Origin of the sequence: Sphaerospermopsis reniformis (genome assembly GCF_005402885.1) — a bacterium.
In the GTDB taxonomy this organism is placed as follows: Bacteria; Cyanobacteriota; Cyanobacteriia; order Cyanobacteriales; family Nostocaceae; genus Sphaerospermopsis; species Sphaerospermopsis kisseleviana.
The window spans coordinates 1-25,125 of sequence record NZ_BJCE01000015.1 but is presented as its reverse complement, the minus strand read 5'-3'; the positions used below and the strand labels follow the sequence as shown (position 1 = coordinate 25,125).

At 36.7% G+C, this 25,125-nt stretch carries 30 protein-coding genes and 2 pseudogenes; 13 read left to right on the top strand and 19 right to left on the bottom strand.

What is annotated here, in order from left to right; genetic code table 11:
* Window positions 1-94: 94 nt before the first annotated feature.
* Together FFR48_RS29985 and cas3 are read left to right on the top strand one after the other, a co-directional pair.
* Window positions 95-517: pseudogene (locus FFR48_RS29985) on the top strand (CRISPR-associated endonuclease Cas3''); the annotation flags it as partial.
* A 90-nt stretch (window positions 518-607) separates the two neighbouring features.
* Window positions 608-2,104 (top strand): CRISPR-associated helicase Cas3', encoded by a 1,497-nt coding sequence (cas3, locus tag FFR48_RS03910; RefSeq protein ID WP_268932403.1) that lies wholly within the window; start codon window positions 608-610, stop codon window positions 2,102-2,104.
* A gap of 171 nt (window positions 2,105-2,275) precedes the next feature.
* Here the strand turns inward: cas3 and FFR48_RS30505 are convergent.
* Window positions 2,276-2,425: pseudogene (locus tag FFR48_RS30505) on the bottom strand (phosphoribulokinase); the annotation flags it as partial.
* A gap of 18 nt (window positions 2,426-2,443) precedes the next feature.
* The gene (locus FFR48_RS03905) at window positions 2,444-3,178 is read right to left on the bottom strand and encodes an ABC transporter permease (RefSeq protein ID WP_199301777.1); all 735 of its coding nucleotides are present in this window, start codon (window positions 3,176-3,178) and stop codon (window positions 2,444-2,446) included.
* A gap of 451 nt (window positions 3,179-3,629) precedes the next feature.
* Between FFR48_RS03905 and FFR48_RS03900 the strand changes: the two genes are divergently transcribed.
* Window positions 3,630-4,703 (top strand): glycosyltransferase family 4 protein, encoded by a 1,074-nt coding sequence (locus FFR48_RS03900; protein WP_096570846.1) that lies wholly within the window; start codon window positions 3,630-3,632, stop codon window positions 4,701-4,703.
* Window positions 4,704-4,711: 8 nt separating this feature from the next.
* Here FFR48_RS03900 and FFR48_RS03895 read toward each other — a convergent pair whose 3' ends face one another.
* Window positions 4,712-4,867, bottom strand: coding sequence for a hypothetical protein (locus tag FFR48_RS03895; RefSeq protein WP_201277572.1), 156 nt, complete (start codon window positions 4,865-4,867; stop codon window positions 4,712-4,714).
* On the opposite strand from FFR48_RS03895, the gene FFR48_RS03890 reads away from it, so the two are divergent.
* Together FFR48_RS03890 and FFR48_RS03885 are read left to right on the top strand one after the other, a co-directional pair.
* Window positions 4,866-5,045, top strand: a complete 180-nt coding sequence (locus tag FFR48_RS03890; protein ID WP_137666444.1) for a hypothetical protein — start codon at window positions 4,866-4,868, stop codon at window positions 5,043-5,045. The genes FFR48_RS03895 and FFR48_RS03890 overlap by 2 nt on opposite strands.
* Window positions 5,046-5,134: 89 nt before the next feature.
* Window positions 5,135-6,283: an alanine--glyoxylate aminotransferase family protein gene (locus FFR48_RS03885; protein ID WP_137666443.1), complete on the top strand. Its 1,149-nt coding sequence runs from the start codon at window positions 5,135-5,137 to the stop codon at window positions 6,281-6,283.
* Between the two features lie 189 nt (window positions 6,284-6,472).
* Here FFR48_RS03885 and FFR48_RS03880 read toward each other — a convergent pair whose 3' ends face one another.
* From FFR48_RS03880 to FFR48_RS03860, 5 genes are all read right to left on the bottom strand, one after another.
* Window positions 6,473-7,030, bottom strand: coding sequence for a CBS domain-containing protein (locus FFR48_RS03880; RefSeq protein ID WP_096572785.1), 558 nt, complete (start codon window positions 7,028-7,030; stop codon window positions 6,473-6,475).
* 164 nt (window positions 7,031-7,194) lie between these two features.
* Window positions 7,195-7,650 (bottom strand): CBS domain-containing protein, encoded by a 456-nt coding sequence (locus tag FFR48_RS03875; protein ID WP_137666442.1) that lies wholly within the window; start codon window positions 7,648-7,650, stop codon window positions 7,195-7,197.
* Between the two features lie 11 nt (window positions 7,651-7,661).
* Window positions 7,662-8,006, bottom strand: a complete 345-nt coding sequence (locus FFR48_RS30350) for a hypothetical protein (RefSeq protein ID WP_307722505.1) — start codon at window positions 8,004-8,006, stop codon at window positions 7,662-7,664.
* A gap of 22 nt (window positions 8,007-8,028) precedes the next feature.
* The gene (trxA, locus tag FFR48_RS03865; protein WP_137666441.1) at window positions 8,029-8,349 is read right to left on the bottom strand and encodes a thioredoxin; all 321 of its coding nucleotides are present in this window, start codon (window positions 8,347-8,349) and stop codon (window positions 8,029-8,031) included.
* Between the two features lie 211 nt (window positions 8,350-8,560).
* Window positions 8,561-9,190, bottom strand: coding sequence for an adenylate kinase (locus tag FFR48_RS03860; RefSeq protein ID WP_137666440.1), 630 nt, complete (start codon window positions 9,188-9,190; stop codon window positions 8,561-8,563).
* Window positions 9,191-9,295: 105 nt separating this feature from the next.
* Between FFR48_RS03860 and FFR48_RS03855 the strand changes: the two genes are divergently transcribed.
* Window positions 9,296-9,637 carry a recombinase family protein gene (locus FFR48_RS03855; RefSeq protein ID WP_096570836.1) on the top strand — a complete coding sequence of 114 codons (342 nt, stop codon included), beginning with the start codon at window positions 9,296-9,298 and terminating at the stop codon, window positions 9,635-9,637.
* Between the two features lie 276 nt (window positions 9,638-9,913).
* A complete protein-coding gene (locus FFR48_RS03850; RefSeq protein WP_137666439.1) occupies window positions 9,914-11,101 on the top strand; it encodes a CBS domain-containing protein in 1,188 nt (395 codons plus the stop codon).
* 165 nt (window positions 11,102-11,266) lie between these two features.
* On the opposite strand, the gene FFR48_RS03845 is transcribed toward FFR48_RS03850, so the two are convergent.
* From FFR48_RS03845 to FFR48_RS03805, 9 genes are all read right to left on the bottom strand, one after another.
* The gene (locus FFR48_RS03845) at window positions 11,267-12,370 is read right to left on the bottom strand and encodes an aromatic ring-hydroxylating dioxygenase subunit alpha (protein WP_137666438.1); all 1,104 of its coding nucleotides are present in this window, start codon (window positions 12,368-12,370) and stop codon (window positions 11,267-11,269) included.
* A 149-nt stretch (window positions 12,371-12,519) separates the two neighbouring features.
* On the bottom strand, window positions 12,520-12,798 hold the full coding sequence (locus tag FFR48_RS03840) for a hypothetical protein (RefSeq protein WP_096570830.1): 279 nt from the start codon (window positions 12,796-12,798) through the stop codon (window positions 12,520-12,522).
* Window positions 12,799-15,063 carry a heavy metal translocating P-type ATPase gene (locus tag FFR48_RS03835; protein ID WP_137666437.1) on the bottom strand — a complete coding sequence of 755 codons (2,265 nt, stop codon included), beginning with the start codon at window positions 15,061-15,063 and terminating at the stop codon, window positions 12,799-12,801. It abuts the gene before it with no gap.
* Window positions 15,064-15,142: 79 nt separating this feature from the next.
* Window positions 15,143-15,337 (bottom strand): heavy-metal-associated domain-containing protein, encoded by a 195-nt coding sequence (locus tag FFR48_RS03830; RefSeq protein WP_096570826.1) that lies wholly within the window; start codon window positions 15,335-15,337, stop codon window positions 15,143-15,145.
* Between the two features lie 83 nt (window positions 15,338-15,420).
* Window positions 15,421-16,038, bottom strand: a complete 618-nt coding sequence (locus tag FFR48_RS03825) for a DUF305 domain-containing protein (protein WP_137666436.1) — start codon at window positions 16,036-16,038, stop codon at window positions 15,421-15,423.
* Window positions 16,039-16,376: 338 nt separating this feature from the next.
* Complete coding sequence (locus tag FFR48_RS03820; protein WP_137666435.1) at window positions 16,377-17,183, bottom strand: pentapeptide repeat-containing protein; 807 nt, start codon at window positions 17,181-17,183, stop codon at window positions 16,377-16,379.
* A gap of 14 nt (window positions 17,184-17,197) precedes the next feature.
* Window positions 17,198-17,836 carry a beta-carboxysome protein CcmP gene (gene ccmP / locus FFR48_RS03815; protein WP_096570820.1) on the bottom strand — a complete coding sequence of 213 codons (639 nt, stop codon included), beginning with the start codon at window positions 17,834-17,836 and terminating at the stop codon, window positions 17,198-17,200.
* A 260-nt stretch (window positions 17,837-18,096) separates the two neighbouring features.
* Window positions 18,097-19,776, bottom strand: coding sequence for an RluA family pseudouridine synthase (locus FFR48_RS03810; protein ID WP_137666434.1), 1,680 nt, complete (start codon window positions 19,774-19,776; stop codon window positions 18,097-18,099).
* Window positions 19,777-19,795: 19 nt separating this feature from the next.
* The gene (locus FFR48_RS03805) at window positions 19,796-20,962 is read right to left on the bottom strand and encodes a serine/threonine-protein kinase (protein ID WP_137666433.1); all 1,167 of its coding nucleotides are present in this window, start codon (window positions 20,960-20,962) and stop codon (window positions 19,796-19,798) included.
* 119 nt (window positions 20,963-21,081) lie between these two features.
* Here FFR48_RS03805 and FFR48_RS29980 point away from each other — a divergent pair, with 119 nt between their 5' ends.
* The 3 genes from FFR48_RS29980 (at window position 21,082) to FFR48_RS03785 (ending at window position 23,063) form a co-directional block, all read left to right on the top strand.
* The gene (locus tag FFR48_RS29980; protein ID WP_268932402.1) at window positions 21,082-21,207 is read left to right on the top strand and encodes a hypothetical protein; all 126 of its coding nucleotides are present in this window, start codon (window positions 21,082-21,084) and stop codon (window positions 21,205-21,207) included.
* A 630-nt stretch (window positions 21,208-21,837) separates the two neighbouring features.
* On the top strand, window positions 21,838-22,518 hold the full coding sequence (locus FFR48_RS03795; RefSeq protein ID WP_137666432.1) for a hypothetical protein: 681 nt from the start codon (window positions 21,838-21,840) through the stop codon (window positions 22,516-22,518).
* Window positions 22,519-22,802: 284 nt separating this feature from the next.
* On the top strand, window positions 22,803-23,063 hold the full coding sequence (locus FFR48_RS03785; protein WP_137666431.1) for a DNA cytosine methyltransferase: 261 nt from the start codon (window positions 22,803-22,805) through the stop codon (window positions 23,061-23,063).
* A 109-nt stretch (window positions 23,064-23,172) separates the two neighbouring features.
* Here the strand turns inward: FFR48_RS03785 and FFR48_RS03780 are convergent, their stop codons facing one another.
* Window positions 23,173-23,340: an element excision factor XisI family protein gene (locus FFR48_RS03780; protein WP_236103981.1), complete on the bottom strand. Its 168-nt coding sequence runs from the start codon at window positions 23,338-23,340 to the stop codon at window positions 23,173-23,175.
* A gap of 237 nt (window positions 23,341-23,577) precedes the next feature.
* On the opposite strand from FFR48_RS03780, the gene FFR48_RS03775 reads away from it, so the two are divergent.
* The 3 genes from FFR48_RS03775 (at window position 23,578) to FFR48_RS03765 (ending at window position 24,805) form a co-directional block, all read left to right on the top strand.
* Window positions 23,578-24,048, top strand: a complete 471-nt coding sequence (locus FFR48_RS03775) for a hypothetical protein (protein WP_137666430.1) — start codon at window positions 23,578-23,580, stop codon at window positions 24,046-24,048.
* 80 nt (window positions 24,049-24,128) lie between these two features.
* Window positions 24,129-24,446, top strand: coding sequence for a hypothetical protein (locus tag FFR48_RS03770; RefSeq protein WP_096570807.1), 318 nt, complete (start codon window positions 24,129-24,131; stop codon window positions 24,444-24,446).
* Window positions 24,443-24,805 carry an aspartyl protease gene (locus FFR48_RS03765; protein ID WP_137666429.1) on the top strand — a complete coding sequence of 121 codons (363 nt, stop codon included), beginning with the start codon at window positions 24,443-24,445 and terminating at the stop codon, window positions 24,803-24,805. Before FFR48_RS03770 ends, FFR48_RS03765 begins: the two co-directional genes overlap by 4 nt.
* A 40-nt stretch (window positions 24,806-24,845) precedes the next feature.
* Here the strand turns inward: FFR48_RS03765 and FFR48_RS03760 are convergent, their stop codons facing one another.
* Window positions 24,846-24,986: a hypothetical protein gene (locus FFR48_RS03760; RefSeq protein WP_162501839.1), complete on the bottom strand. Its 141-nt coding sequence runs from the start codon at window positions 24,984-24,986 to the stop codon at window positions 24,846-24,848.
* Between the last annotated feature and the right edge of the window lie 139 nt (window positions 24,987-25,125).

The following is a 25,125-nucleotide window of genomic DNA, read 5'->3' as shown; positions in this document are numbered from 1 at the left end:
AACTAGACTTAAAATTTTTCATCAATTATAACTATAAATGAAATACTTAGCAAGAATTACTACAGATTGTAAATAACAACTACTAGCAGCACATTTACAGAATGTTGCGGAAATGTCTGCAAGTGCTGTACCGCAACAATTCCAAGCTGTAGCCAAGTATGCTGGTTTATGGCATGATTTGGGTAAATATCAGCAAAAATGGCAGGAATACTTAAAAAATAACGGTAAGCGGGTTGTACATTCTCCCCACGGTGCTGTTTTAGCTTTACAAATGTCTAAAAAAGAACCGCCCGCAATAGCTTATATCATCGCTGGCCATCATTCTGGTTTATCAGAAAGGTTGAGATTAAGAGGTAGTGAGTATAAACAATTAGCAGCAGGTTTAGAGGAATGTTTAGCAATAGCTAGACAGGAAATAGCTGATTTTATACCGCAAGAATTACCAGATATTGATTTACCTAAATTGCGGCGAGAATTTGCCCTTAGAATGTTATTTTCTGTCTTAGTTGATAATGACAGATTAGACGCTCGCAAATTTGAAAATATTGAAAATAAAGGTGAAAGCTCCATATATGTACAAGATTTGGAGCTTTCTGCATATAACAAAATGAGTTTCAATCTTCATTCCTTGTTTCCACAATCAGCAAATGCAATTAGTGAAGCTAGAAATGTCTTTGCCCAACATTGTATCAACAAAAGTGAATTACCCAAAGGAATTTTTAGATTAACTGGACCCTGTGGAATTGGTAAAACCATTGCTAGTGCGAGATTTGCTTATTTGCACAGTCAAAAACATCAAATGTCAGGAATAGTTTATGTCGGACCATTAAAAAGTATTATTGAACAAACTGCTGCTGTTTATCGGCAATTATTTGGAGAAAATGCAGTATTAGAACATCATTCAGGATATGAACCAAAATTAGCAGAAGTTAAAGATTATAAATTGAATACTGATAGATGGGATAAACCCGTAATTGTCACCAGTGGAGTGCAATTTTATGAAAGTTTATTTGCTAATCATCCTACTAAATGCCGAAAATTACAAGGTTTAATTAATAAAGTTATCTTATTAGATGAATCTCAATCTATACCTAGTGATTTAGTCCGGCCAATATTAAATGTTTTGAATACATTAGTCACAGATTGGGGATGTACAATAGTTTTAATGAGTGCTACCCAACCAGCATTTCACAACCTTGATGAAGATGATTTAACAGATGTTGTTGATATTATTCCTGAAACTGAAACCAGCAGAATATTTCAACAACTTAACCGTGTTAATTATCAATATATTGCTGATATTTGGGAATGGAAAAATTTAGTTGATAGCATTAAATCATCTAAATTAAATCAAGGCTTAATTATTGTTAATACCAAAAAATTAGCCAGGGAAGGATATGAAATATTATCTGCCAAATTTCCCGATCATTGTTTTCATCTTAGTTCTATGATGTGTCCTGATCATCGTTCTCAAGTTTTGGACAAAGTGCGAAAATTATTAAAAGCTGAACAACCTTGTTTTTTAATTAGTACCCAAGTAGTTGAAGCTGGTGTTGATGTGGATTTTCCCATAGTATACCGTCAACTTGCACCTTTAGATTCTATCATTCAAGCAGCAGGAAGATGTAACAGAGAAGGAAAGCAAGATCAAGGTAATGTAATCATTTTTAATATGTCATCTTCCAACCCACCGGGATATAAAGACGGAATAAGTATTACTAAAAAAATATTAGAAAAATATGATATAAATGATGATATTTTATCTTTGATAAAGATTTACTTTAGTGATTTATTGAATCAGAATCATGATGGAGGTGTGGATATTCAAAAATTAAGAGAAAAGTATGATTTCCCGGAAGTTGCTAAAGCGGTGAAAGTAATTGATAATGAACATCAAATAGCGGTAGTAGTTAAATGGGGAGACAGTGAAGAATTAATTGTAGAAATGGAAAATAAAGAATATATTACAGAAACAGATTGGCGTAGATTACAAAAATTTACTGTGAATATTCCTAAGAATGATCAATATACAAATTATACTCAAGTTGGTAAAATAGATGTTTGGATGGGAGATTACCAAGAAACGGGAATTAGGGTTGGTTGAAAAAGTCTTTTTGTGGGGATAAGGAATAGGGAATAGGTAAAAAATTTGCTCCCATCTTCCCAGTCCCCAATCCCCTCTACTGATGAATCTGCGTTGCTTTGAGCATATGATAGGTAATAGACCTGTCCGAAAATTAATATGCGTAACCTGAAACCCATTCCTAGTGACAATTCATGAATTGTCCCTACATCTTTTTCGGAGATGTCTAATAATCAACTGTGTCAACGCTAGGGGGTAACTTTGCCATGTTTCCCCAGTTGTACCAGCGATTTTACCAAGTTCAGGATTGATTTCGCGATCGCAAATATTCTTTAAATAAGGAAATATTAGTCCTAATAATTATTTTTGGTTTTGTTTCTCTCCAGAAGCACGAATTAATTCTGCAATAATTGCCACAGTAGCGGTAATAGAAATTAACATGATGCTAAGGGCATTAATATCTGGTTTGACTCCAGTTCTGATGCGGCTAAATATTTCCATTGGTAGGGTATTAGAACCGCTACCTGCTGTAAAACTGGAGATAAGAAAGTCATCTAAACTGAGGACGAAAGCTAGTAAGCAACCAGATATAATACCAGGCATTAATTGGGGTAAGACAACTTTTATAAAAGCTTGAATAGGGGTTGCACCTAAGTCTAGTGCAGCTTCTTCTAGGTGGGGATCGAGGTTATTAAGTCGGGATGATACTACTAAACCGATGTAGGCTAGGCAAAAAACTATATGTGCAGCTACAATTGTCCAGATGCTTAAAGGTATGGCAAAAGCAGCTAAACAAACAAGGGTAGAAACTGCGATCGCAATATCAGGAATTAATAATGGTAAATACGATATACCACGATACAATGTTTTCCCAGGAAAATTATAACGTGCCAACCCTACAGCCATCATAGTTCCCAAGACTGCGGAAACAGCAACTGCACTACAGGCTACTAGCAAACTGTTTTTTACAGCTGATAAAATGCGAGCATCTGTGAACAGTTTTTGATACCATTCTAGAGTGAATCCTTGCCAACTTGCGCTGTAAGGTGACTGGTTAAAGCTATAAAAGCCTAGTACCAAGATAGGCAGGTACATAAACACAAATACCAATATGGAAAAAACTACCTGCCATGTCATAGACTTTTTTTTACTTGGGTGAGGGATATTCATGTTGATATTTAGTGCTTAATTATTGTATGAGATTATATCATCGTCAGGAGTCAGGAGTCGTAGGGGCGAAGCATTCGGAAAATAACCTGTGATAAAAATTGATAATTGATAATTGATAATTGATAATTGATAATTGATAATTGATAATTGATAATTCATCATTTATAATGAAAAACATCCTGACTCCTGGAAATTCTGATTCCTTAAAATTACTAATTTACCTCTAAAGTAGAGGAAAATATCCCTACCTAAGATAGACAAAAGATATCAAATATCCAGCATAAAATTGTGAAGCGAGTAACAGTATTAGGTTAATATTTACCAGTTTTTTTGTCAGTGATTTTCAAGTAAATTCTTAATTGTTAGGGGGTTAATAATGAGAATTGCCCAGGTTGCTCCACTGTGGGAGAGAGTACCACCTCCAGCTTATGGTGGAATAGAATTAGTCGTGGGTTTGTTAACAGATGAATTAGTCAAAAGAGGACATGAAGTAACATTATTTGCATCAGGAGATTCTCTGACTCTGGCTAAGTTAGTATCAGTTCATCCGCGGGCTTTAAGATTGGATAATACTGTCAAAGATTACAGTATTTATGAGTTGCTAAATCTAGCTTCAGTTTATGAGCAATCCGCAGAATTTGATATTATTCATTCTCATGCAGGACACACACCTTTAGCATACACAAAGTTGGTAGAAACTCCCACAGTTCATACTTTGCATGGTATTTTTACACCTGACAACGAAAAAATCTTTAAATATGCCAAAAAACAGCCTTATGTGAGTATTTCTGATGCCCAAAGAGAACCCAGGTTAGGGTTAAATTATATATCAACAGTGTACAATGGAATTGATGTGAGTAGTTATGAGTTTTATCCTCAACCTGTAGATCCACCATATTTAGCATTCGTTGGCAGAATATCGCCAGAAAAAGGCACACATTTAGCAATTCAAATTGCCAAAAAAACTGGTTGGCAGTTGAAAATAGCCGGTAAGATAGATAGAGTGGATATAGAATATTTTGAGCAGGAAATTAAACCCCAGATTGATGGTAAGCAAATTCAATATTTAGGTGAAGCTAACCACGCAGAAAAAAATACTATCATGGGTTCTGCTTATGCCACTTTATTTCCTATTACTTGGAGAGAACCATTTGGTTTGGTAATGGTAGAATCAATGGCATCGGGTACACCTGTAATTGCGATGCGAATGGGTTCAACTCCCGAAGTAATTGCTGATAGGGAAACGGGTTTTTTGTGCAATAATATTCAGGAGTGTATTGAGGCTATTGAGCAAATAGAAAGATTAAACCGTTATGCTTGTAGGCGATATGTAGAAAAGCATTTTAGTATCAAACAAATGACTGATGGTTATGAAGCGGTTTATAAACAAATTCTCAAAGAGAAATTTGCTCAAGAAAATGGACATTTTCGGACTACTTTAGTTCATTAAGTTCATTGTCATTGTTGGGTGAGAGTTTCCACAAAAGCCATTACTAACAGTACAATTGCGGTTGGGGCTAGGGCTAAGGCTATTTCTCCTTTCAAGTTTAATCTGCGCCTGAGTGTGCGATTTTTCCCTTGTAATGGTTTTAAGCTAGAACGTTTTTGGCTCATGAGGCTTCAACTACAGCTAGTTATATCCACTTTAAGAATTAAGAGCGATTGCGCGGAGCGCAGCGCCGTAGGCGATCGCATCTTCCCACGAATGATAGACAATCTTGAAGTTGCAGGAGATCAAGTTGTAATTCAAGGTTATTATGCGATCGCCCTGACGAATGATAGACAATCTTGAAGTTGCAGGAGATCAAGGAGTCAGGAGTCAGGAGTAAAATTGGCTTGATAGCTGTAATAACTATTTAGCCTCTTAGCCTCAAATAAATTATGACATCGACAATTTCTATCAACGACAGTCAAAAGTTACAACTTTCACCTTTAGAAGTTCCCAACCGTTTATTACTAGGTCCTGGTCCATCTAACGCCCATCCTGCGGTATTGCAAGCTATGAATACCACACCTTTAGGGCATTTAGATCCGGCATTTTTAGCCTTAATGGATGAGATTCAATCTTTGCTACGCTACGTTTGGCAAACGGAAAACCCCCACACTATCGCCGTGAGTGGTACGGGTACAGCAGCGATGGAAGCAACCCTAGCTAACACTGTAGAACCGGGAGATGTGGTTTTAATTGGTGTTGCTGGTTACTTCGGTAATCGTTTGGTAGATATGGCGGGAAGATATGGCGCAGATGTACGCACTATTACGAAACCTTGGGGACAGGTATTTTCTGTAGATGAAATTAAAACAGCGTTAGAAACTCACAAACCGGCAATTTTAGCATTAGTTCATGCAGAAACCTCCACCGGCGCACGTCAACCTTTAGAAGATGTGGGGGAGTTGTGTCACAAATATGGAACTTTGTTATTAGTGGATACTGTCACCAGCTTGGGTGGTGTTCCTATTTTCTTAGATGAGTGGGGTGTGGACTTAGCTTATAGTTGCAGTCAAAAAGGTTTAGGTTGTTCTCCTGGTGCATCTCCTTTTACTATGAGTCCCCGTGCAATGGAAAAGTTGCAGAAACGGGAGACTAAGGTGGCCAACTGGTATTTAGATATGTTGTTGTTAGGAAAATATTGGGGTAATGAACGCATATATCATCATACAGCACCGATTAATTTATATTATGGTTTGCGGGAAGCTTTGCGTTTAGTAGCGGAAGAAAGTTTAACAAATTGTTGGCAACGGCATCAAAAAAATGTTGAATATTTGTGGGAAAGTTTGGAAAGTATCGGTTTAAAAATGCACGTTGCTAAGGAATATCGTTTACCAACTTTAACTACTGTTTGTATTCCTGATGGAGTGGATGGAAAAGCCGTAGCAAAGCAGTTATTACTTGAGCATAATATTGAAGTTGGTGGTGGTTTGGGAGAGTTAGCGGGTAAAGTTTGGCGTGTGGGTTTGATGGGTTTTAATAGTCGTCCTGAAAATGTGGATCGGTTGGTTGAGGCTTTGGAGCAGGTTTTGGGTAAGTAGGGTGTTTAAGGTGGGCATTTTGCCCGCCAAGATCATGATTTTTTCACATTAAGATCCAAGGAAGGATGCAAAGAGGAAAAACTTTTTGATCCCAGAATCCCTACCCTGATAGAGTAGGGAGGATATCAAATAAGTCAAATAATTGAGCAGATGCGATCGACTGGAGTCATATCACATCTGATTTAATAGTTAAGACTCCGTCATTTCCTTGACTAACCGCTGATCAGATGCCACTGCCAGTAGTTCTTCTACAATATCCCAAGCTGCTGCACATTCACGAGAAGTATCTCCTTTCACTGCACAAATTCTTCTAGCTTCTTCCCGTGCAGCTTCTATTTCATCCTCAATAAATATGGGTTTTGGATTATCAAACAAATCACTTTTTCTGAGGATATCAGTAATTGATATAATTCCTAACAACTTACCTTTAATTACGGGAGCGCGACGAATACGTGTATTGGCAAACAAACGCGCTACATACTCTACACCAAGCTCAGGATTGACTACAATACAAGGCTTGGTCATAATCTCGTAAACTCGCACTTGTTTGGAGTCTTTACCATAAGCGGCAACTTTATAGACGATATCAGTTTCTGTTACCATGCCATAGGGATCGTTTTCTGTGCGTGGTTCCACAACTAAAGAACGTAATCCTTTATATTTCATCAAATCCACGGCTTCTGCTACTGTTGCTGAACCACGAATTGTAATCACTTCTGTGGTCATTATGTCTTCTGCTTTCATCATATTTTTAGAATTTCCTGTCAATAGTTGGTTGGAAAAATTGTTCGGGTTAATTTGCGGATGTTGATGATTTTTTTCACTCATTCCTGAGATGTTTTCAGATTTTTATCTTTGGTAAATGAGTGTAGTTACCTGTGCAAAAAGTACAAAAAAATGAATTTTGATGTTTAATCTTCGTAAATTCTTGCCTCTGGAGCGTTGGGAAATTCTTCACAATACATTTCAAAAGTGCTTTTGGGATTTTCCACAAAGTCACTTTTTCTGAGGATATCAGTAATTGATATAATTCCTAACAATTTACCTTTAATTACAGGAGCGCGACGAATACCTGTATTGGCAAACAAACGCGCTACATACTCTACACCAAGCTCAGGATTAACTACAATACAAGGCTTGGTCATAATTTCATAAACTCGCACTTGTTTGGGGTCTTTGCCATAGGCACCAACATTGTAAACAATGTCAGTTTCTGTGACTATGCCATAGGGGTCGTTGTCTGTGCGTGGTTCGACAACGATAGAGCGCAGTTTCTTATCTTTCATCAGTTTTACTGCTTCTGCTACTGTCGCTGAACCACGAATTGTTACCACTTTTGTGGTCATTATATCTTCAGCCTTCATCATGGTTGAAATCCTTAAAGCAATGAGTATGAATCTGTGGGATTTTGATCTGGTAAATGTCTAAAAATGAGGCTGAATAAAGTACACTCTCTGATCACTAGCATTTGCTCCTCACGAATCTCCGAAGGAGTATTAGATGTGGTAGAAGGTTTAAAACTGCTTGGTATTCCAGGTGCGTAAGCTTCAATTACACTTCCATCCAGAGAGCGCATCACCATCAGGTAGTCACAAACTAGACACTCTGTACGGATAATTTGATTAGCTAAACAATGGGTGTGAGTTAGGTGTTCATCAGTTGCAAACTGACGCTGTGCCTCACTACCGCAATTAGGACATCGAACTATCTGCGCTCTCTGCATAAAGCAATTGCCTCAATAATGGTTAAAGTATATTGGTTACAGCTGTGCTGAATTTTTCATAAGGAGCTATCCCAACAATTGTTTCCAATAAGTCACCGTTCTTGAAAAACATAACTGCGGGAATACTGCGGATACCTAATTGTTTGGCAACAGTTGGATTTTTACCCACATCTATTTTGACTACTTTGGCACGACCTGTGTATTCATCAGCGAGTTTATCCATTAAAGGACTAACCATTTTACAAGGTCCGCACCAAGTTGCTGTGCAGTCTAGTACAACTATTTCGTTATCACTTAATAGTGATTTGAACTCTGTTTCCTGGATATATTCAACTGTTGTCATATCAACTCCTTTTTTAATCTTTTTCAATTTTGAGTGGTGGTTGTGAAAGGGAAAACAGTAAAAGATAAGGTGGGATGGCAATGAGTTAATTTCTCTATTGAGAAAAAGCTGAGGTCAGAATTGCTGTAACCTTGATGAAATAAAAGTTTCAGTTTTTTAATTTTTCTTTGCTTACGCATAAAATACTCATTTTCTCTGCTTTGTTTTGCTGTTAGTCCGATAAGATTTGTCGTTCTTTGTTGATTAGTCTTTCGCTAGTATTCACAGTTTTTTGCTGAATTGTTAAACTCAAATCAGAAAAAGAAGTTTGTAAAAAATGAGTCACTATTTCCACAGGGCGATCGCCATTAATCACTGTTAAACATCCTTGCTGGCGATAATGCTGAATCACGGGTGCAGTCTGCTCTTGATAAACTTCTATTCGCTTACAAATAAGTTCAGGGTGGTCATCTGAACGCCCCCTTTGTCGCCACCTTTGTACCAAAACATCTGTTGGCACATAAAAACTGAAAACTCGGTTATAAGACTGTCCTAAAGTTGCTAATAGTTGATCAAGAAACTGAGCCTGGGATAAATTACCGGGAAATCCATCTAATATCCAACCTCGTTGAGTAGATGGAGCAGTTAAGCGTTGGCGGATGAGATCAAAAATTAAATAGTCTGGAACCAATTCACTTTTTTCTACATACGCTTTTGCTTTCAAGCCTAAAGCAGTTTGATTAGCGATCGCCTGACGTAATATTTCACCAGTGGAAATATGCGGAATTTGCCATTGGCTGGACAGTATTGCCCCTTGCGTACCTTTGCCACTACCCGGCACTCCTAGCAAAATCAATCGCATTCAAACACCCCCTATCTTGAAAAGCCTGAAAAATCTGACTCATTTACCAGCAATCACCAGTAATTGATGTACCATGTTGACAAAGGTAATTAAATTCTGAAAACAATGGCTGCTGAAGAATCGAAAAACCAATCCCTCTGGGAAAAACTCAACCAAGCCCGGAAAGCAAAAGCTGTCAGTGGCGGCTATGCTGGCTATGGTTCACCCGCTTTTGGTCAGCAATCAGTTAATGGTGAATTAGTAGACAATCCCGCTGAACAACAGATTATTGAATTAATTCGCCGTCATCACAAGTCAGGAAAATCACTACCACAAATTGCTGCTTGGCTCAATCAGCAAGGATATACCACCAAGCGAGGACATCAGTGGCAACCTGTGTCCGTGAAAAGGGTTTTAGACAGGCTTTATGGCAAAATGCAACGAATTTCTGGCATGGGTGAGGACTGATGTAGATATTGCCTCTCAATAGAGCCATATACCTCATATCTCTTCCTTTTCCTCTCCAGTTATCTGGCAATCGGCCCTTGGATATCCCAGTTTAAATCTTTAACGCTAATTTACCTTTTACAGCTTATAGCCTTTATATAGCAAGCTTTTCTCCCATTTATCTTTTACATCTCTCGTATTATATATATATTTTGCAGAATTTAATATATTTATTGCTAATAAATTTACAAAACTTCATAATTAGTTTTACCATTTATAATCTAGACCGAATAATCTATGCAAATTGATGATCCACTCATTGGCGTTCCCCGCCTGGAAGATGCAATAGATAAGCAACCACTGGTGGTTGCACCCCATACTTCCCTGATGGAAGTTGTAAATTTAATGAATCAGACACGAGGTAATAGTTGCTTATTACCGGATTTTGATGCAGGAATTACCTTTAATTCCATGCAAGGTACACGCTCCAGTTGTGTACTAGTCATGGAAGGGAGGGAATTATTAGGTATTTTTACAGAACGAGATATTGTGAGATTTACGGCTGCGGGTACGGATTTTGCTAGGGTAAAAATAGCTGATGTCATGGCGCATCCAGTAATTACCCTGTCAGAAACTGTATTTAAGGACATCTTTGCCGCACTGTTTTTATTTCGTCGGTATCGTATTCGCCATTTGGTAATCGTCAATGAACACAAAGAGGTATTAGGAATTATTTCCCCAGAAAGTATTAGACAAATTTTACGCCCCACAAACCTACTAAAAATGAGGCGAGTGTCAGAGGTAATGACAACCCAGGTAATCCATGCACCACCAACAACTTCTGTACTCACCTTGGCGCAGATGATGGCAAATCATAAAGTGAGTTGTATAGTCATAACCAAAACAGACTCCTGGAATAATATTCTGCACGCTGTTAAGCCTGTAGGAATTGTTACCGAAAGAGACATTGTGCAATTTCAAGCATTGGGGTTAAATTTAGACCAAATTGAGGCAAAAACAGCGATGAGTACACCCTTGTTTTTGCTAACTCCAGAAGATTCCCTATGGTCAGCCCATCAAGAAATGCAGCAGCGGCGAGTACAACGATTAGTTGTATCCTGGGATTGGGGATCAAAGTTAGGAATAGTGACTCAAACCAGCTTGTTGCGGATATTTGATCCCTTAGAAATGTATGGAGTCATAGAAACTTTACAGCGAAATGTAGCGCAATTACAAGCTGAGAAAGCAGAATATCTCAGCAACCAAACTAATTCCCCAGAACCACCTCAACAACCAGATTGGCAAATACAGCCACAACATCCAGTTCCCAAGGAAAACTTAAATACCCTGATTTCTCTGTTGGAAAGCAGGATAGAACATTTGATCAAAAACCCGAATCTATCCACAGAATTACAGCAAATGTATTTAAATTTAGCAATAACGGACATTGACAAAATGCGCCATTGCTATCATTCATCGACATAACTCCTCAATACCCTGTTCACTGGCATGAAGAGAATTTTCAATTCTGTTTGATCTTATACTATTTGAAAATTGTGTAGTCGTTATACTCAATACTAAGGTTCTACCTGGGAATTGATGAAGTGGCAAAACAAACCACTTCATTTTTATTGTGAAAATGGTGAATTTTCAATCATTAACTAATTCATCGTGCCATTTTTCCCGTTTTGGGCGTTTCTCTATTTCTCTCACTTCACCGTCATTCATTCTATCTATATACCAAGTTCCCCATTTTAAAGCTTTTTGTCTTTCTAAATGGTCAATAAATTGAATTATGGGTTGATCTAGGTCAATAGGAGATTTTAAATTAAACTGAATAGTTTGAAAAATTTTGTTGTCGTCTTTGATAAAGTCTTCAGCCACAAATTTACTCAGCCATAAAACCAAGTGATTATGTAATCTACCGAAAATACCCAAGCGTTTTTTAGTCATTAATATTGTCATTATTTCTGCTCTACCCGCTTCTATTAAACGGGAAGCAAATATAAGATGAAATTGTAAAAAATCTAAACTAATTGTAATCATTCCTGTCATGCCATACCAATAACAAAGATGATAGTTAACTGGTTTTTTATAAAAGGAACGAATCAATTTCATTAACCAGTAATCAGGAGTTGAGTGAGTAGTATTAGTAAAAGTAATGGCATTTTCATTGAGTTCTTGTTTTTCAAAATTAAACTCTGATAGTAATTTATGAACTGTGTTAAAATGTTGAGCATCAATAGCATTAATCATAAAAACATTAGGGTGACAGTTGGTGATAAATCTTGCACTCAAAGCACTGTCAGATTCTTCCATTTCCAACTCAGGAATAAACGGTAAAGGTTGTTGTGGTGTTTCTCCTGTCCAAACCCAAATTAACCCATATTGTTCAGCAGTAGGCCAACTTTTAGCTTTAACTTTAACAGGTTCTTCTAAACAAGGAATTTCTACACAAAAACCTTCAGAGTCAAATTTCCAATGATGAAAAAAACAGCGTATTTCATTACCTTCTACTGTTCCTTCTCCCAGATGAGCGCCAAAATGAGGACAGTAAGCATCTAAAATCACAGCTTGTTTATCTTCACCACGATAAATTACTAATTCTCTACCCAAAATTGTCACGGGTTTAACTTCACCAACTCGTAACTTTTTAGAAGGTATTACCCAATACCAACCTTCAATAAAACGTTCTGGTTGATTGAAAATCTTAGGTTTTCTAGTATGGTTCAAATTTGCTGAATTGACGTTCATTTTTAGATTTATACTTATAGTCAAGGGGGTAATCTAGAAATATCACACCCAGCAAATAAAAACGGTTATTTTCGGTACTTCATTGGTGATTGGTAATTGGTAATTGGTAATTGGTAATTGGTAATTGGGTTATTAAACTCCCTATCTTCCTACCTTCCTACCTCTGATTTACTAAAAATAAACCACCATAATTCTAAACCTATTAAACCTAAACCAGCAATAGTTACTGCAAATTTTAATTCTAAAGGTTGCTGAATAATTTGAAACTGTTGATTTTGATTATGCTGTGAATGTGAATAGGAATTTTCTGCTGTTGCTGGACTTGATGTTAATAACATTAAACAAGCAAGACTTACCCACAGGATTTTTTGATTGAATTTTTGATTGAATTTTTGATTGAATTTTTGAGTTAATGTTTTATTTAACATTTAATTGACTCCTGCTTGAAACTTACGTAATCTTAAAGCATTGCTAACTACAGAAACGGAAGAAAGTGCCATTGCTGCACCTGCAAGAATGGGGTTAAGTAACCAACCGAAAATAGGGTAAAGAATACCAGCCGCAACAGGGATACCAATGATGTTATAAATAAAAGCAAAGAAGAGATTTTGCTGAATATTATTAATGGTAGCGCGACTAAGTTGAATAGCGGTGACAATTGCTTGCAAATCTCCAGAAATTAAAGTAATATCACTTGCAGCGATCGCTACATCTGTACCTGTTCCAATAGCTATTCCTACATCTGCTTGCGCTAACGCTGGTGCATCATTAATACCATCCCCCACCATTGCGACAATTTTAGATTTTGGATTTTGGATTTTGGATTGTAATGATTTTACAATAGCAGCTTTTTGATCAGGTCTGACTTGAGCGAAAACTTGAGAAATACCAACTTGATGAGCGATCGCTTCCGCAGTAGGTTGATTATCTCCTGTTAACATTACCACTTCTAAACCCATCTTTTGCAATGTTTTTACCGCTGCTGTTGAGGAAGGTTTTAAAGCATCCGCAATACCCATTATTCCTGCTAATTCTCCGTCAACAGCAATTAAAATGACAGTTTTTCCTCCGGTTTCCCAAGCAATTTTATATTCTTGCAAAGCATCGGTATTAATTGCTAATTCATTTAACCATCGTTCTGTCCCAATTTGCACTGAATGATGATTAACAATACCTTGTACACCACAACCAGCAACAGCTAAAAAATCCGTAACTTCTGTTAAATTAACTTGTTGAGATTCGGCATATTTTACCACAGCTTCCGCTAGAGGATGTTCAGAATTTCTTTCTACAGATGCAGCTAATTTTAATAAATTCATTTCATTTTGATTAGCTGTACCTTTAGCAGTCACAAAATCTGTAACTGTGGGTTTACCTTGAGTTAAAGTCCCGGTTTTATCAAGTACAATAGTTTTAATTTTATGTGCTAATTCTAAACTTTGGGCATCTTTAATTAAAATACCATTTTCCGCACCTTTACCAGTTCCTACCATTACAGAAGTAGGAGTAGCTAAACCCAAAGCACAGGGACAAGCGATAATTAAAACACCCACCATTGTAATCAGAGAAAGGGTAAAATTACCTGTAAAATTAAACCAAATCAAAAAAGTTGCGATCGCAATAGCAATAACAGCAGGAACAAACCACCCTGTTACCTGATCTGCTAATCTTTGAATAGGAGCTTTAGAACCTTGAGCTTCTTGGACTAATTTCACAATTTGTGCTAAAAAAGTATCCTTACCTACCCTAGTTGCTTTAAATTTAAAACTACCAGTTTTATTAATTGTCGCCCCAATAACTTCATCTCCTGGTTGCTTTTTCACAGGTAAACTTTCACCCGTTACCATCGCCTCATCAACCATTGAATTACCATCAATAACTTCCCCATCAACGGGAATTTTTTCCCCAGGACGCACCAAAATTATATCATTAATAATTACATCTTGAATAGGAACATCAATTTCTTTTCCATCCCGCACAACTCTAGCAGTTTTTGCTTGTAAACCTATTAATTTTCTAATAGCTTCCGAAGTTTGTCCCCTAGCGCGATGTTCCAAAAACCGCCCCAATAAAATTAAAGTGACAACCATTGCTGCAACTTCATAATAAACATGAGTTTCTAAACCTTGGGAAATAAAAAAACTAGGGAAAAGCGTAACCACTACAGAATAAAAATAAGCCGCACCAGTACCCAAAGCGATTAAAGTATCCATCGTTGCGGTGTGGTGTTTTAAAGACTTCCAACCATTTCTCAAAAACGAACCTCCACACCAAAACTGCACCGGAGTTGTTAATATTAACTGCAACCAAGGATGATGTAAAAAATCAGGAATAAAAGGTAATTTTAACCCTGTCATCATCGGTAAAGAACCGACAAACAGGAATGTGCTAATTATCCCCCCTGTCCATAATTTAAGCTTTAATTCTTGTTCTTCTGCTATTTTCTGGACTTGTGCCACATCATCTTCACCCTGTGCTTCTACCATAGAAAAAGATGAATAACCAGCATCTTCAATAGCAGCTTTAATTTCTGTTAAATTAGTCTGTTTTGGTTCATAATTAATTGTTGCTTGTTCTGCACCAAAATTAACATTGCACTCAATCACACCAGGAACTGCAAGTATAGCTTGTTCCACATTATTAGCACAGGAAGCACAACTCATTCCTTTGAGTTTGAGAGTAATATTATTCATAATTTAGAGTAGGGAATAGGGAATAGGGAATAGGGAATAGGGAATAGGTCTAATAAATTTCTCCCCATCTCCCTAACTATTAAGCTGGAGGATAACCAGCAGCAGTTAAAGCTTCTTTAATAGCAGTTTCTGAAGCTTGAGTATCGACATTGACAAGTTTGGTTTTGGGATCAGCTTCCACATTAGCGTTAGCATCTACGGCTTTAACTGCATTGGTAATATTGTTGGCACAAGCAGAACAAGCCATTCCCGGAACTGTAAGTTTGATTGTCATAACTTTAAACAAGAAAGTGAAAAAATCAAGTGAACAAAAAATTAAGGTTCAACTGATAACTGATAACTGATAACTGTCACCTGTCACCTGTTACCTGTCACCTTTTGCAACTGCTGCAATTTCTCAAGTTGGGCTGTTTGCGTTTTGATGATAGCTTGAGCTAAATTGCGAATTTGTGGCTCATTAGCATTTTCAGCAGTTGTCTTTGCCATCTTCACTGACATTTGTTGATGGTGAATCATCTTCCGCAAAAATTCCTGGTCAAAGTTGGGGGCATTTTCTAAAGCTTCTAAACTCATCATTCCTCCCATACCGTTACCTCTACCCATACCACCCATGTCCATACAATTCATATCACCAGCGGGCAATTCTGCGCCATATAACTGTTTGTACAAAGCTTGTAATTGCTCAATTTCTTGGGTTTGCTCGGTTTTTATCTCAGTGGCCAACGCTATTATCTGGGGATTTTTCGCCTTCTGTATGGCCAAATCTGCTATTTTCACCGTTTTCTGATCATGATGAACCATCATTTTCAGAAAACGCTGATCTTCCTGTTGCTGGGGCATGGTATGGGGCATGGTGTTTGTCTCACCAGCAGGGGTAGAAGGCGAATGTTGATGTGGTTGGGCTATGGCGCTATTGGTGAGGGATAAAGCGGCAAGTAAACCTAAAATACCAAAGTTGACTGATTTGTTAAGCATCACTTTTGCTCCTTTCGCTTCTCAAGGAAGGTTTAGGGCATTTCTGCCAAAAATCAGCAATTTGTTTTACCCATGTTACCAATTTTTGGCTGAGAGTCCTGTTGTGTTGTCTAATTTATCCTATTTATCCTAAACCCTCTAGTCCACTAGAGAGTCTAGATTTACTAGATTTATTTTACAAATCTTTAAATTTTAGTAAATCTTAATTAGGGTTTGCTGAGAGGTTGTTTGAAAAGTTTTAGATGGTGACTTTATACACTTGCAGATCCCCCCTAACCCCCTTAATAAGGGGGGATCTAAAATTTTTGATACATCATGAGGGACTTTTCAAACATCCTCTAATCAGATCCAAAAGCAACTGGCAAAATAGCATCAGTTAAAATTGCACCTTTGAGGTTAGCACCTGTTAAATTTGCACCTCTGAGGGTTGCACCTGTTAAATTTGCACCTGCTAAATTGGCATATTTCAAATTAGCCCCAGTTAAATCAGTATTGGTTAAATTAGCCTCACTGAAATTAGCGCGGAATAAGTAAGAACTTCCTAAATGTGATTTAGTTAAATTTGCCTTATAAAAATTAGCTTGATAAAGATAGCTTTGCATTATTTCTGCTTCATATAAATTAGCTTCTGACAAGTCAGCATTAATTAAATTAGCACCCATCAAATTAGCAAAACTCAGATTACTGCGGATGAGTTTACTATCTGCTAAATCGACATTTTTTAAATTAGCGTTGTGAAAATCTGTCCCAATTAAATTAGCGTCTGTAATGATTGCACAGATGAGGTTAGCGGCTTTTAAATCAGCACCAATTAAAGTTACCTGAGATAAATTAGCCTGTGTCAAAATGGCATCTTGCAAATTAGCGAGACTCAAATTAGCTTGAGAAAAGTTAGCTTCGATTAACTTAGCGTGAGAGAGATTAGCACTACTTAAATTTGCACCTTGAAAATTTGTTCTGACCAATAAAGCATAACTTAAATTTACCTTATTTAAATTCACACCTTGGAGATTTGCACCCCGAAAGTTTTCTCCTACTAAGTTAGCGGTACTCAAATCAATTTCAATTTCCGGGTTTTCTTTTCTCCATCCTGTCCAAGTGACTGCACCTGATTTTAATAAAGTTAGATGTTGTTGATGTGCCATTTTTATTAATCCTTTTATTCTTGACGCTGACTTTGAGGAGTGCGGCCTGGTACATTTTCAATTGCGGTTAAAGCTCCTGCTGCACCGGCTAAAATATCTCGTTCCGTTCCTCCTAAATAAAGTCGCCCAAAACTGCCGACAGCTTGCACTTCCAGAATATTAATTGCGGCTGCTTTTTCCGCTTCATTAGCTGCCAGTGCAGCGTAAGCAGCGGGTTCAACTTCTAAAACATAGAGGGTTTGTCCTGCCAGTAGCAGTTGTCCGCGACGGGTACGGTTGATGAGTTGGGTTTGGTAAGCGTCAATGTTGCGGATGATCTGGCTAGAAACCACACGGGGTTTAAGACAGTCTTCTTTTCTGACTCCCAACAAGTCTAAAATCGCTTGTCCTGCGGCTCGTGTTTCTCCTTGAGAACCGGAATGTATTTCCAAAAGTCCATAAAGTCGTTCTACTATCTGCACTCCCGGACGGACAGAAGCGGATTTTAAAGCTACGTCTGTAACTTTATTGATTTCAATACCGGGTGAGATTTCAATCCACAGGGATGTATCCCCTGGTAATGGTAAAAAACCTTGGGCTACTGTTCCCATATATGCTGCGTGTTGCGGTTGCAGGTTGTCTAGAAATACGAAACTGCGTAATTCTATGCCCAAAGTGTTTTTCTCCAGTTATGAGTATGAGTATGTAATATATGAGTTTACCGATAAAGGCTGCATCTGAGAAGAAGGAGATCAAGGAGTCAGAAGGCAGAAGGCAGGAGGCAGGAGGCAGGAGGTAAAAGTCGAGGCAGAGCCTCTTGGTGGCATTCCCAGTCAGAGACTGGGAACGAGATAACGAAATAACTTCTCCCTGCCCTTTGCTCCCTATTCCCTATTCCCTATTCCCTATTCCCTATTCCCTATTCCCTATTCCCTTAAAACGGTGTTACTGTTTGTAAATGCAGATTTGTCCCGGTGTGGGGATGTTTAAATGTGATTTCTCTGGCGTGTAGATGTAATCGAGTAGCGTTAGCATTGCAACCATATAGGCGATCGCCTAATATATTAATTCCCAATCCTGCTACATCCGCAGCATGAACCCGTAATTGATGAGTTCTTCCTGTTAGGGGTTTAAATTCTACACGGGTGTAATTTCCTTTTTTTCCGATAACTCGAAATTCCGTTACACTGGGTTTACCTTTTTCCCAATCTACTTTTTGATAAGGTCGGTTTTCAGGATCTCCCCACAATGGTAAATTAATAATACCTTTTTCTCCTTGTTCTGTGGTCAGTGAACCTGCAATAATCGCTTCATATATTTTATGTATTTGTCGGTTGGCAAATTGCTGATTTATCTGTGCATAAGTGTTTTGATCCCGTGCTAAGATTAAAATCCCAGATGTTTCTTGATCTAAACGATGCACTGACATTAATTCCCAATCATACAAATTTCGTAAACGACTGAGAACACTATCTTGGTTTTCTACATACCGCCCCGGTACTGATAATAATCCCGGTGGTTTATTCACTGCAATTAACCATTCATCTTGATAAATAATTTCTAAGTTTGAAAAATCAGAAGTTGCAATTTTTAAACCAGATAGCAAAAACCCCATCAACGGTTGACATCTTTCAACACAAGCACCATAAAATTTTCCTGGAATCTTATCTTGAATTGTATCCTGAATTGTATCCTGAATTTTATCATATTCTGAAGATTCACCCCACCAAAATTCCGCCATTGCTAGGGGTTTTAAGTGATGAGTTGCTGCATAATGTAACAACTTGGGAGCGCAACATTCACCTGTACCTGTAGGTGTTCCTGTTGGTATTAATTGTTGGATAGATAAAGATTTTCCATAAAAATTAGTTAATTTATAAGCTGCGTGCATTTGGTTTTGTAATTCCCTGGATAGCTCTTTTCTCTGTTGTTTGAGTTCTCTAATTCTGTTATTTGTGGCTGTTATTTTATCATGTAAAGGCTGTAAAACTTCATTTTGACGACGTTTGAGGTATTTTCTTTCAATTCCCTGCTGACGGCTTTCTGCTTCTAGTTCTGCTAAAGCAAGTTCTAACTTTTCTCCTGTGAGGTTTTGTTGATATTGTTGGCGTTTTTCTTGTCGTTGTTTTTTACTATAATTATGTTCTAAACTCATGTTGTCTAACTGTTGTTGAAATTTAGCAGCTAAGGTTTGATATTGTTCTTTTTCGGGAATTTGTTGAAGTTGAATAATTTCCTGTTTAATTTTTTCCAATTCTATTAAAGTTTGCTTTTCTGCTAAAGCTATTTCTGCTCTTCCGGGAATAGGTGAAACCCAACCTGCAACTACACTTAAACCATTTAAAAGACCAGAAAAAGCTTTAATAACTCTTTGTTCACCGTTGGGTAATTCAACTAATAGAATACCATACATTTTCCCTTCATTATTATAAAGTTGATTTTCCCGAATTTGCTGCATTAAACTTTTAGCAATAGCTTCACTTAACGCCGTGCGTGGTAATTTCAGAAGTTCCCCTGTTTGGGGACATTTTCCCTCATAGTAATAGTTAGGTGGTGCAAGTTCAACCTCCATATCTGGGTTAATAAAATCTGATAAATGATGTAAAATTACCATCTGAAAATTACCATCTATTTTATTTACCTAAAAATTTAGCTTTCATTTCTTCCAAGTCTTTATCTATAGCATCGTTATTAGTAGAATTATTGGTAGAATTATTAGTAGTCACAGATGGTTGTGGTGTCACATTCTGCAGTTGCACTTTACCACCTGTAAACTGTGTTTTGATTTCTAATAATTCTTGCTCAATTTTACTAGAAGTTTGAGAAGAAACTGTAGGTTGAGAAGTTGAAGGTTTTTGTTTAACTGGTTGAGTAATTATTGTCGGTGGGATAACTGCGGAAGTTTGAATATTTAAATTGTTATTTATGTTATTTAAATCTTGCAGAACTTCCTCAGTTGTTTGATAACGCCGACCAGGGATAGTTTCTACCATTTTATCAATAATATTACCCAATTCGTTACTAACGGGAGTTGGTAAATTTTGTCGCCATATCCAAGCAGCGTTATGGGTATCGTAACTATCAAAAGGCGATCGCCCTGTTAATAAATTAATACAAGTTACTCCCAAACTATAAATATCACTGGCAAAAATTGCCCTTCCCCGCATTTGTTCTGGTGCAACATATTCAGGACTACCTATACTTGTTCCTGTATGATTTAAAGCTGTACTTGTAAAAGATTTTGCAGCCCCAAAATCAACAATTACTAACTTATTATCATTAATACGACGAATAATATTTTCTGGTTTAATATCGCGGTGAATGACTTGTTTACTATGACAAAATTGTAATACATTTAATAAATCATTCAACAATTGTCGAATTTGATTTTCATTAAAAGTACCTTTGTTTATTAATTCATGAGCTAAATTTTGCCCATCAATAAATTCTTGGACTAAATACTGTCTGTCATCTTGAGTACAATAAGCCAACAGCGCGGGAATTTGGGGATGTGTTCCCAATTCATCTAACTGAATAGCTTCCTGATTAAATAACTCTATTGCTTTTTGTACCGTATTTGTACCCTGTGCTTGGGGAAAAAATTGTTTAATTACACAGGGAGGTTTTGAGGGTTTATCCTCATCCACCGCTAAAAAAGTCCTACCAAAACCACCTTGTCCGATGGGTTTGATAGGGCGGTAACGTTCTTTTAAAAGTAACTTAGTACCGCAAGTTAGGCAAAACTTGACATCATCAGGGTTTTCCGGTTTGGAACAATGGGGGTTAAGACAGTAACTCATAAAGGCGATCGCTCACTTATCTATATTGTGCCTTGTGCTTTGTTAAATGTTAATTGTTAAGATTATTCAATAAAAGCATAGTTTAACAAAAAAAATAAACAAATTGGACTTTGATAATCATGAAAAATCAATTTTCTTGGACTCAACAATGGTATCCTATTAGTCCCAACCAAGTAGCACAAAATTTACTTTGGGTCTGGTCTGATCATAGTTTAACAGCATTTACAGATTGCACATCCAAATAACCAGCTACCATTCCCGACACAGAACTGGATATTAATGTAAGCGACTGGTTTATGTTTGAAGCACCAGTAGGTTATACAGTATCAGTTGAAAGTAGCTTTGATCCTTACCATGCTCAATTTTTACATGAAGGAAATGGCTAAGTGAATTTGCTGGATGTGGGTAAGATTAATACATGATTATATATCTTGCCCTAGTAATTATATTGTGTAAAAATCAGAATTACTTAAAAGTTTAAAGTTTAATTTGCACAAGTTTTTATATTTTTTATATTAAATTGATAAAATCTTTATTTTCTTCAAAATTTTATATGTTAAGCTAACCACCATTACGGTAAATAAATTACCAAAACTTTTTACAGTGATATCTTCAAGATATAAACGTTAATTCATGCCAAGGGTAGATAACTTGAAATAAAAGATAATTGTCCCTGCTGAATTAACAATCAAGCCACATCTAATCCATGTTATTGGTACTCATACAGGGGCATTTTATTAGTTGGTGAGCAGTCCAGATAGCTAATTATCAATAATCATCATAGACCAAATAAATTTAGCATTATATCTGGACTGATTTAGTAGCCGAAATATCAAAACCTAATTCACTTTTTCCAAACTATTGAGGATTAACAGATGGTTCTTACTTTGAGAAAAACAATTCGTGATATTGTCTTCAGTAATCGCCAATTAGCAAAATTGTACTACTCAGTTAGCTTGACTCAACCTGTTTTACCACACTGGGTAGGTAATGACTACTACCGCACAAAATCATCATGGGAATTACAACCCCATCTCTGTCCATGTGATCTTGAATTAATCGAATATTTGCAAAAATATAATATTCAGGATCGGACAGTATTTCATTTTGGTACAGGCGCTCATCACATTTTAGGATTAGAAAATCAGAAGTTAGCAAAACCCAATGAAATTATTGGTATTACCGCTTCTATTCCTGAACATGAAGCTTATGTGCAAATGTGCCGTAAAAATCGCCAACTAGCTAAATTTTACAAGGTACTTTGTACAGATATCTACACTCTCACAGATCGTTCTTTACCAATGTTAGATGTGGTTGCACTCTTTCATATTGGTGAATTTTATATGGCTGAAGAAGCTCCCTTTGTGCATCATAATGATGAATCAATGGTTGATTTATTTCTCAGAAAATTGAATCCTCACGGGAAAATACTGTTCTATACACAGTCTGTAGGTTATGCTAAAGCTGAAGAAATCATCGAATCATTTACAGCCCAAGGTAAAATTTACCTAGTTGAAAAATACAAGAGTCTTTTGGTTTATGCTCAGAAACAGTAAGTTGAATCAAGCAGTGATGTGATATTAATTTAGAATAGGTAATATTTAGATCCCCCCAACCCACTTTTTAAGGGGGGCTAATACCAATTCTCTGTAATAATGTTGATTTAAGCGTTTTTAATAGAAACAATGGTGTGGTTATAAGATACGGTTGGGTTCTTTTTTTCTTAAAACAGTACGATAATTAAGTGTTTATCCTAAAGCTGTATGAAATTCAGTAACTTCAGATTTTTAAGTTTTATGTCAAAAATGATCCTAACAGACAAGGAAGACCCAATTTAAGGATGATTCGCCTTGATCCTGAAAAACATATGATTGATTTAGGTTATAATGTGTCATCAGGTGTACTTTTAGCTGCTGATTTCGGTACTCCTCAATTCAGGAAAAGATTGTTTTTTATTGGTTCTAGAAAACATATTGGTAGTATTGATTTACCATTACCTACTCATAGTCCTGGTTGTCAATTATTGGGATTATTACCTTATGTTACTGTGGGAGAAGCATTTGCTAATTTACCAGATGCAGAATTTAGTCGTTGTAGATGAATACTTTTTATTTCACGCAGAGACGCAGAGAACGCAGAGGAGGAACGCAAAGTTTAATCTTGGGCAAAATCAGTAAATTGTCTGATGTAAGGAGATTTAAAACCTAATACTATAGCACCCGTTGATTATTTTCCCAGCCAAGTGTTAGTAGTAGGTAATGGTTGGCGTTTTGGCCGATTATTAGTTGTCTTTCTAGTTCTCCGTAAGCATAGGGAAGTTGGGAATATTCCGTTAATATTTTTTGAATAATTTGGCGATATTTATCTAAGGTATCCATTGCAGTATTTCCTCTCGTTTTGAATCGAACACAAGTAAACAAAGGCGTTGATTTTCTAATAATATTTTACCAATTGGTTCTTGAAATAGTTGTGATTTTCGTTTCGCGCAAAGAAAAAATGAAAACCGAAACAAAGGTTTTTGTAATGTTACCTATTGACAAATGATAAAGGTTACGTATAATAGTACGTAATATCATATTTAGATTAAATCAGCGTTTCTGGAAAACGCAAGTATCATGTCAATTGCAATTTTTAGCAATGCGTTCTCAGATGAGCTAATTACAGCCACTGAGTTGAATCGTCAACCTGGACGAATTCTAGACAAAGCTTATGAACATCCAATCACAATTACTCGCAATGACCAATCTTTTGCCCTATTGCGTCGTGTAGATATGGCTTATCTTGTGAAAGGGGTAACACAAAGTAAGGCTGTTTTTGAGGTGTTATCGGTTGCGTTTCGGTTATTATTAGGACAAAAAATAGGTTATGAGCATCCCTATGGATGGTTGAGCGTATTTGATGCTGATGAATTGCAAGATTTTATTAAAGAAGTGAGTGAGGCTTTTCGCTTAACTGATACTTCTAATGAGGCTTGGGATTTGATTGATGCTACTATTCATGAATGGCATGAAAGTGCGATCGCAATCACCAGTCCTGACCTAGCAGCAGCTTTTAATGATGAAAATAAAGAGGGTAAATCATGTTAAAATTTATGTTCAAATAATGATAAAAGTTGCAATTAAGCACAATTTAAGTTAAAATAATAACTGGAGTTTAAGTTAATAAGATGACTTACATAACATCAAAAAGAATGGTAAGAAGAGGAAGAATTTTTCCTGAATTGACTATATCACCAGAAGAATTAGCCAGACGAGAAGCAGAAGATGAAATATTTTATCAACGTTGTCGGGCAATTTTTGAGCGTGTCCGTCCTGAATATATTGAAAATCACTATGGTTGGTATATTGCTATAGAACCAGATAGTGGAGAATATTTAATTGATCAGGATAGGATGGAATCTCATAAAAGAATGTTGGAAAAATATCCTCAAGCTAGACATTTCGTTTTTTGTTTGAATGAAACGGGGACAACTGGCACAATATGATAGAGGGTTATTTGGGAGAAAATGGGCAATTATTTTTTGAAATTGAATTAGTTACTAATGATGGCTTAAATCTTCCTATAGATGCCCTATTTGATACGGGTTTTGCAGGTTTTATGGCTATTAATACACAAGATTTAGATGGATTAGAATGGGTGTATAGTGGGGAGGAAATATTACGGACTGCGAAAGGTGAATCAAAATTTCAGATTTATTTAGGTCAAGTGATATTAGACGGAAAGCAGTATCAAATTCCTGTGAATGTTGGTAAAGGAATTAATGAAGTTTTATTGGGTTCTGAGTGGTTAAAGTTGTTGCGTTTGGTGGTGGATTTTCCAGAAGGTATTTTGACTTTGGGATGATTTTTTATCTCACGCAGAGACGCAAGTTCTATTACTTTGGTTAAATAATTTTCTGTGTGTTTTGTTTTGTTAATACTGTTTTGACTAATTCAGGATAATTTATTGTTTCTATAAAATAATCTCCTGTTTGATGGGTGGAAATACTAGCATTTTTAATTGATGTCAGGTATAATAGTTTCAATCTTTTATTTTCGTAGCGACTGTCTTGATTGTCAAGCGATCGTAAAGGAAAAATTTAAAGTCTAGGAAAAAAGTCAGAAAATAGAGGATAAAAACAAAGCAAAACAAAACAGGTAAATTATAGATGGCTATAAATTACC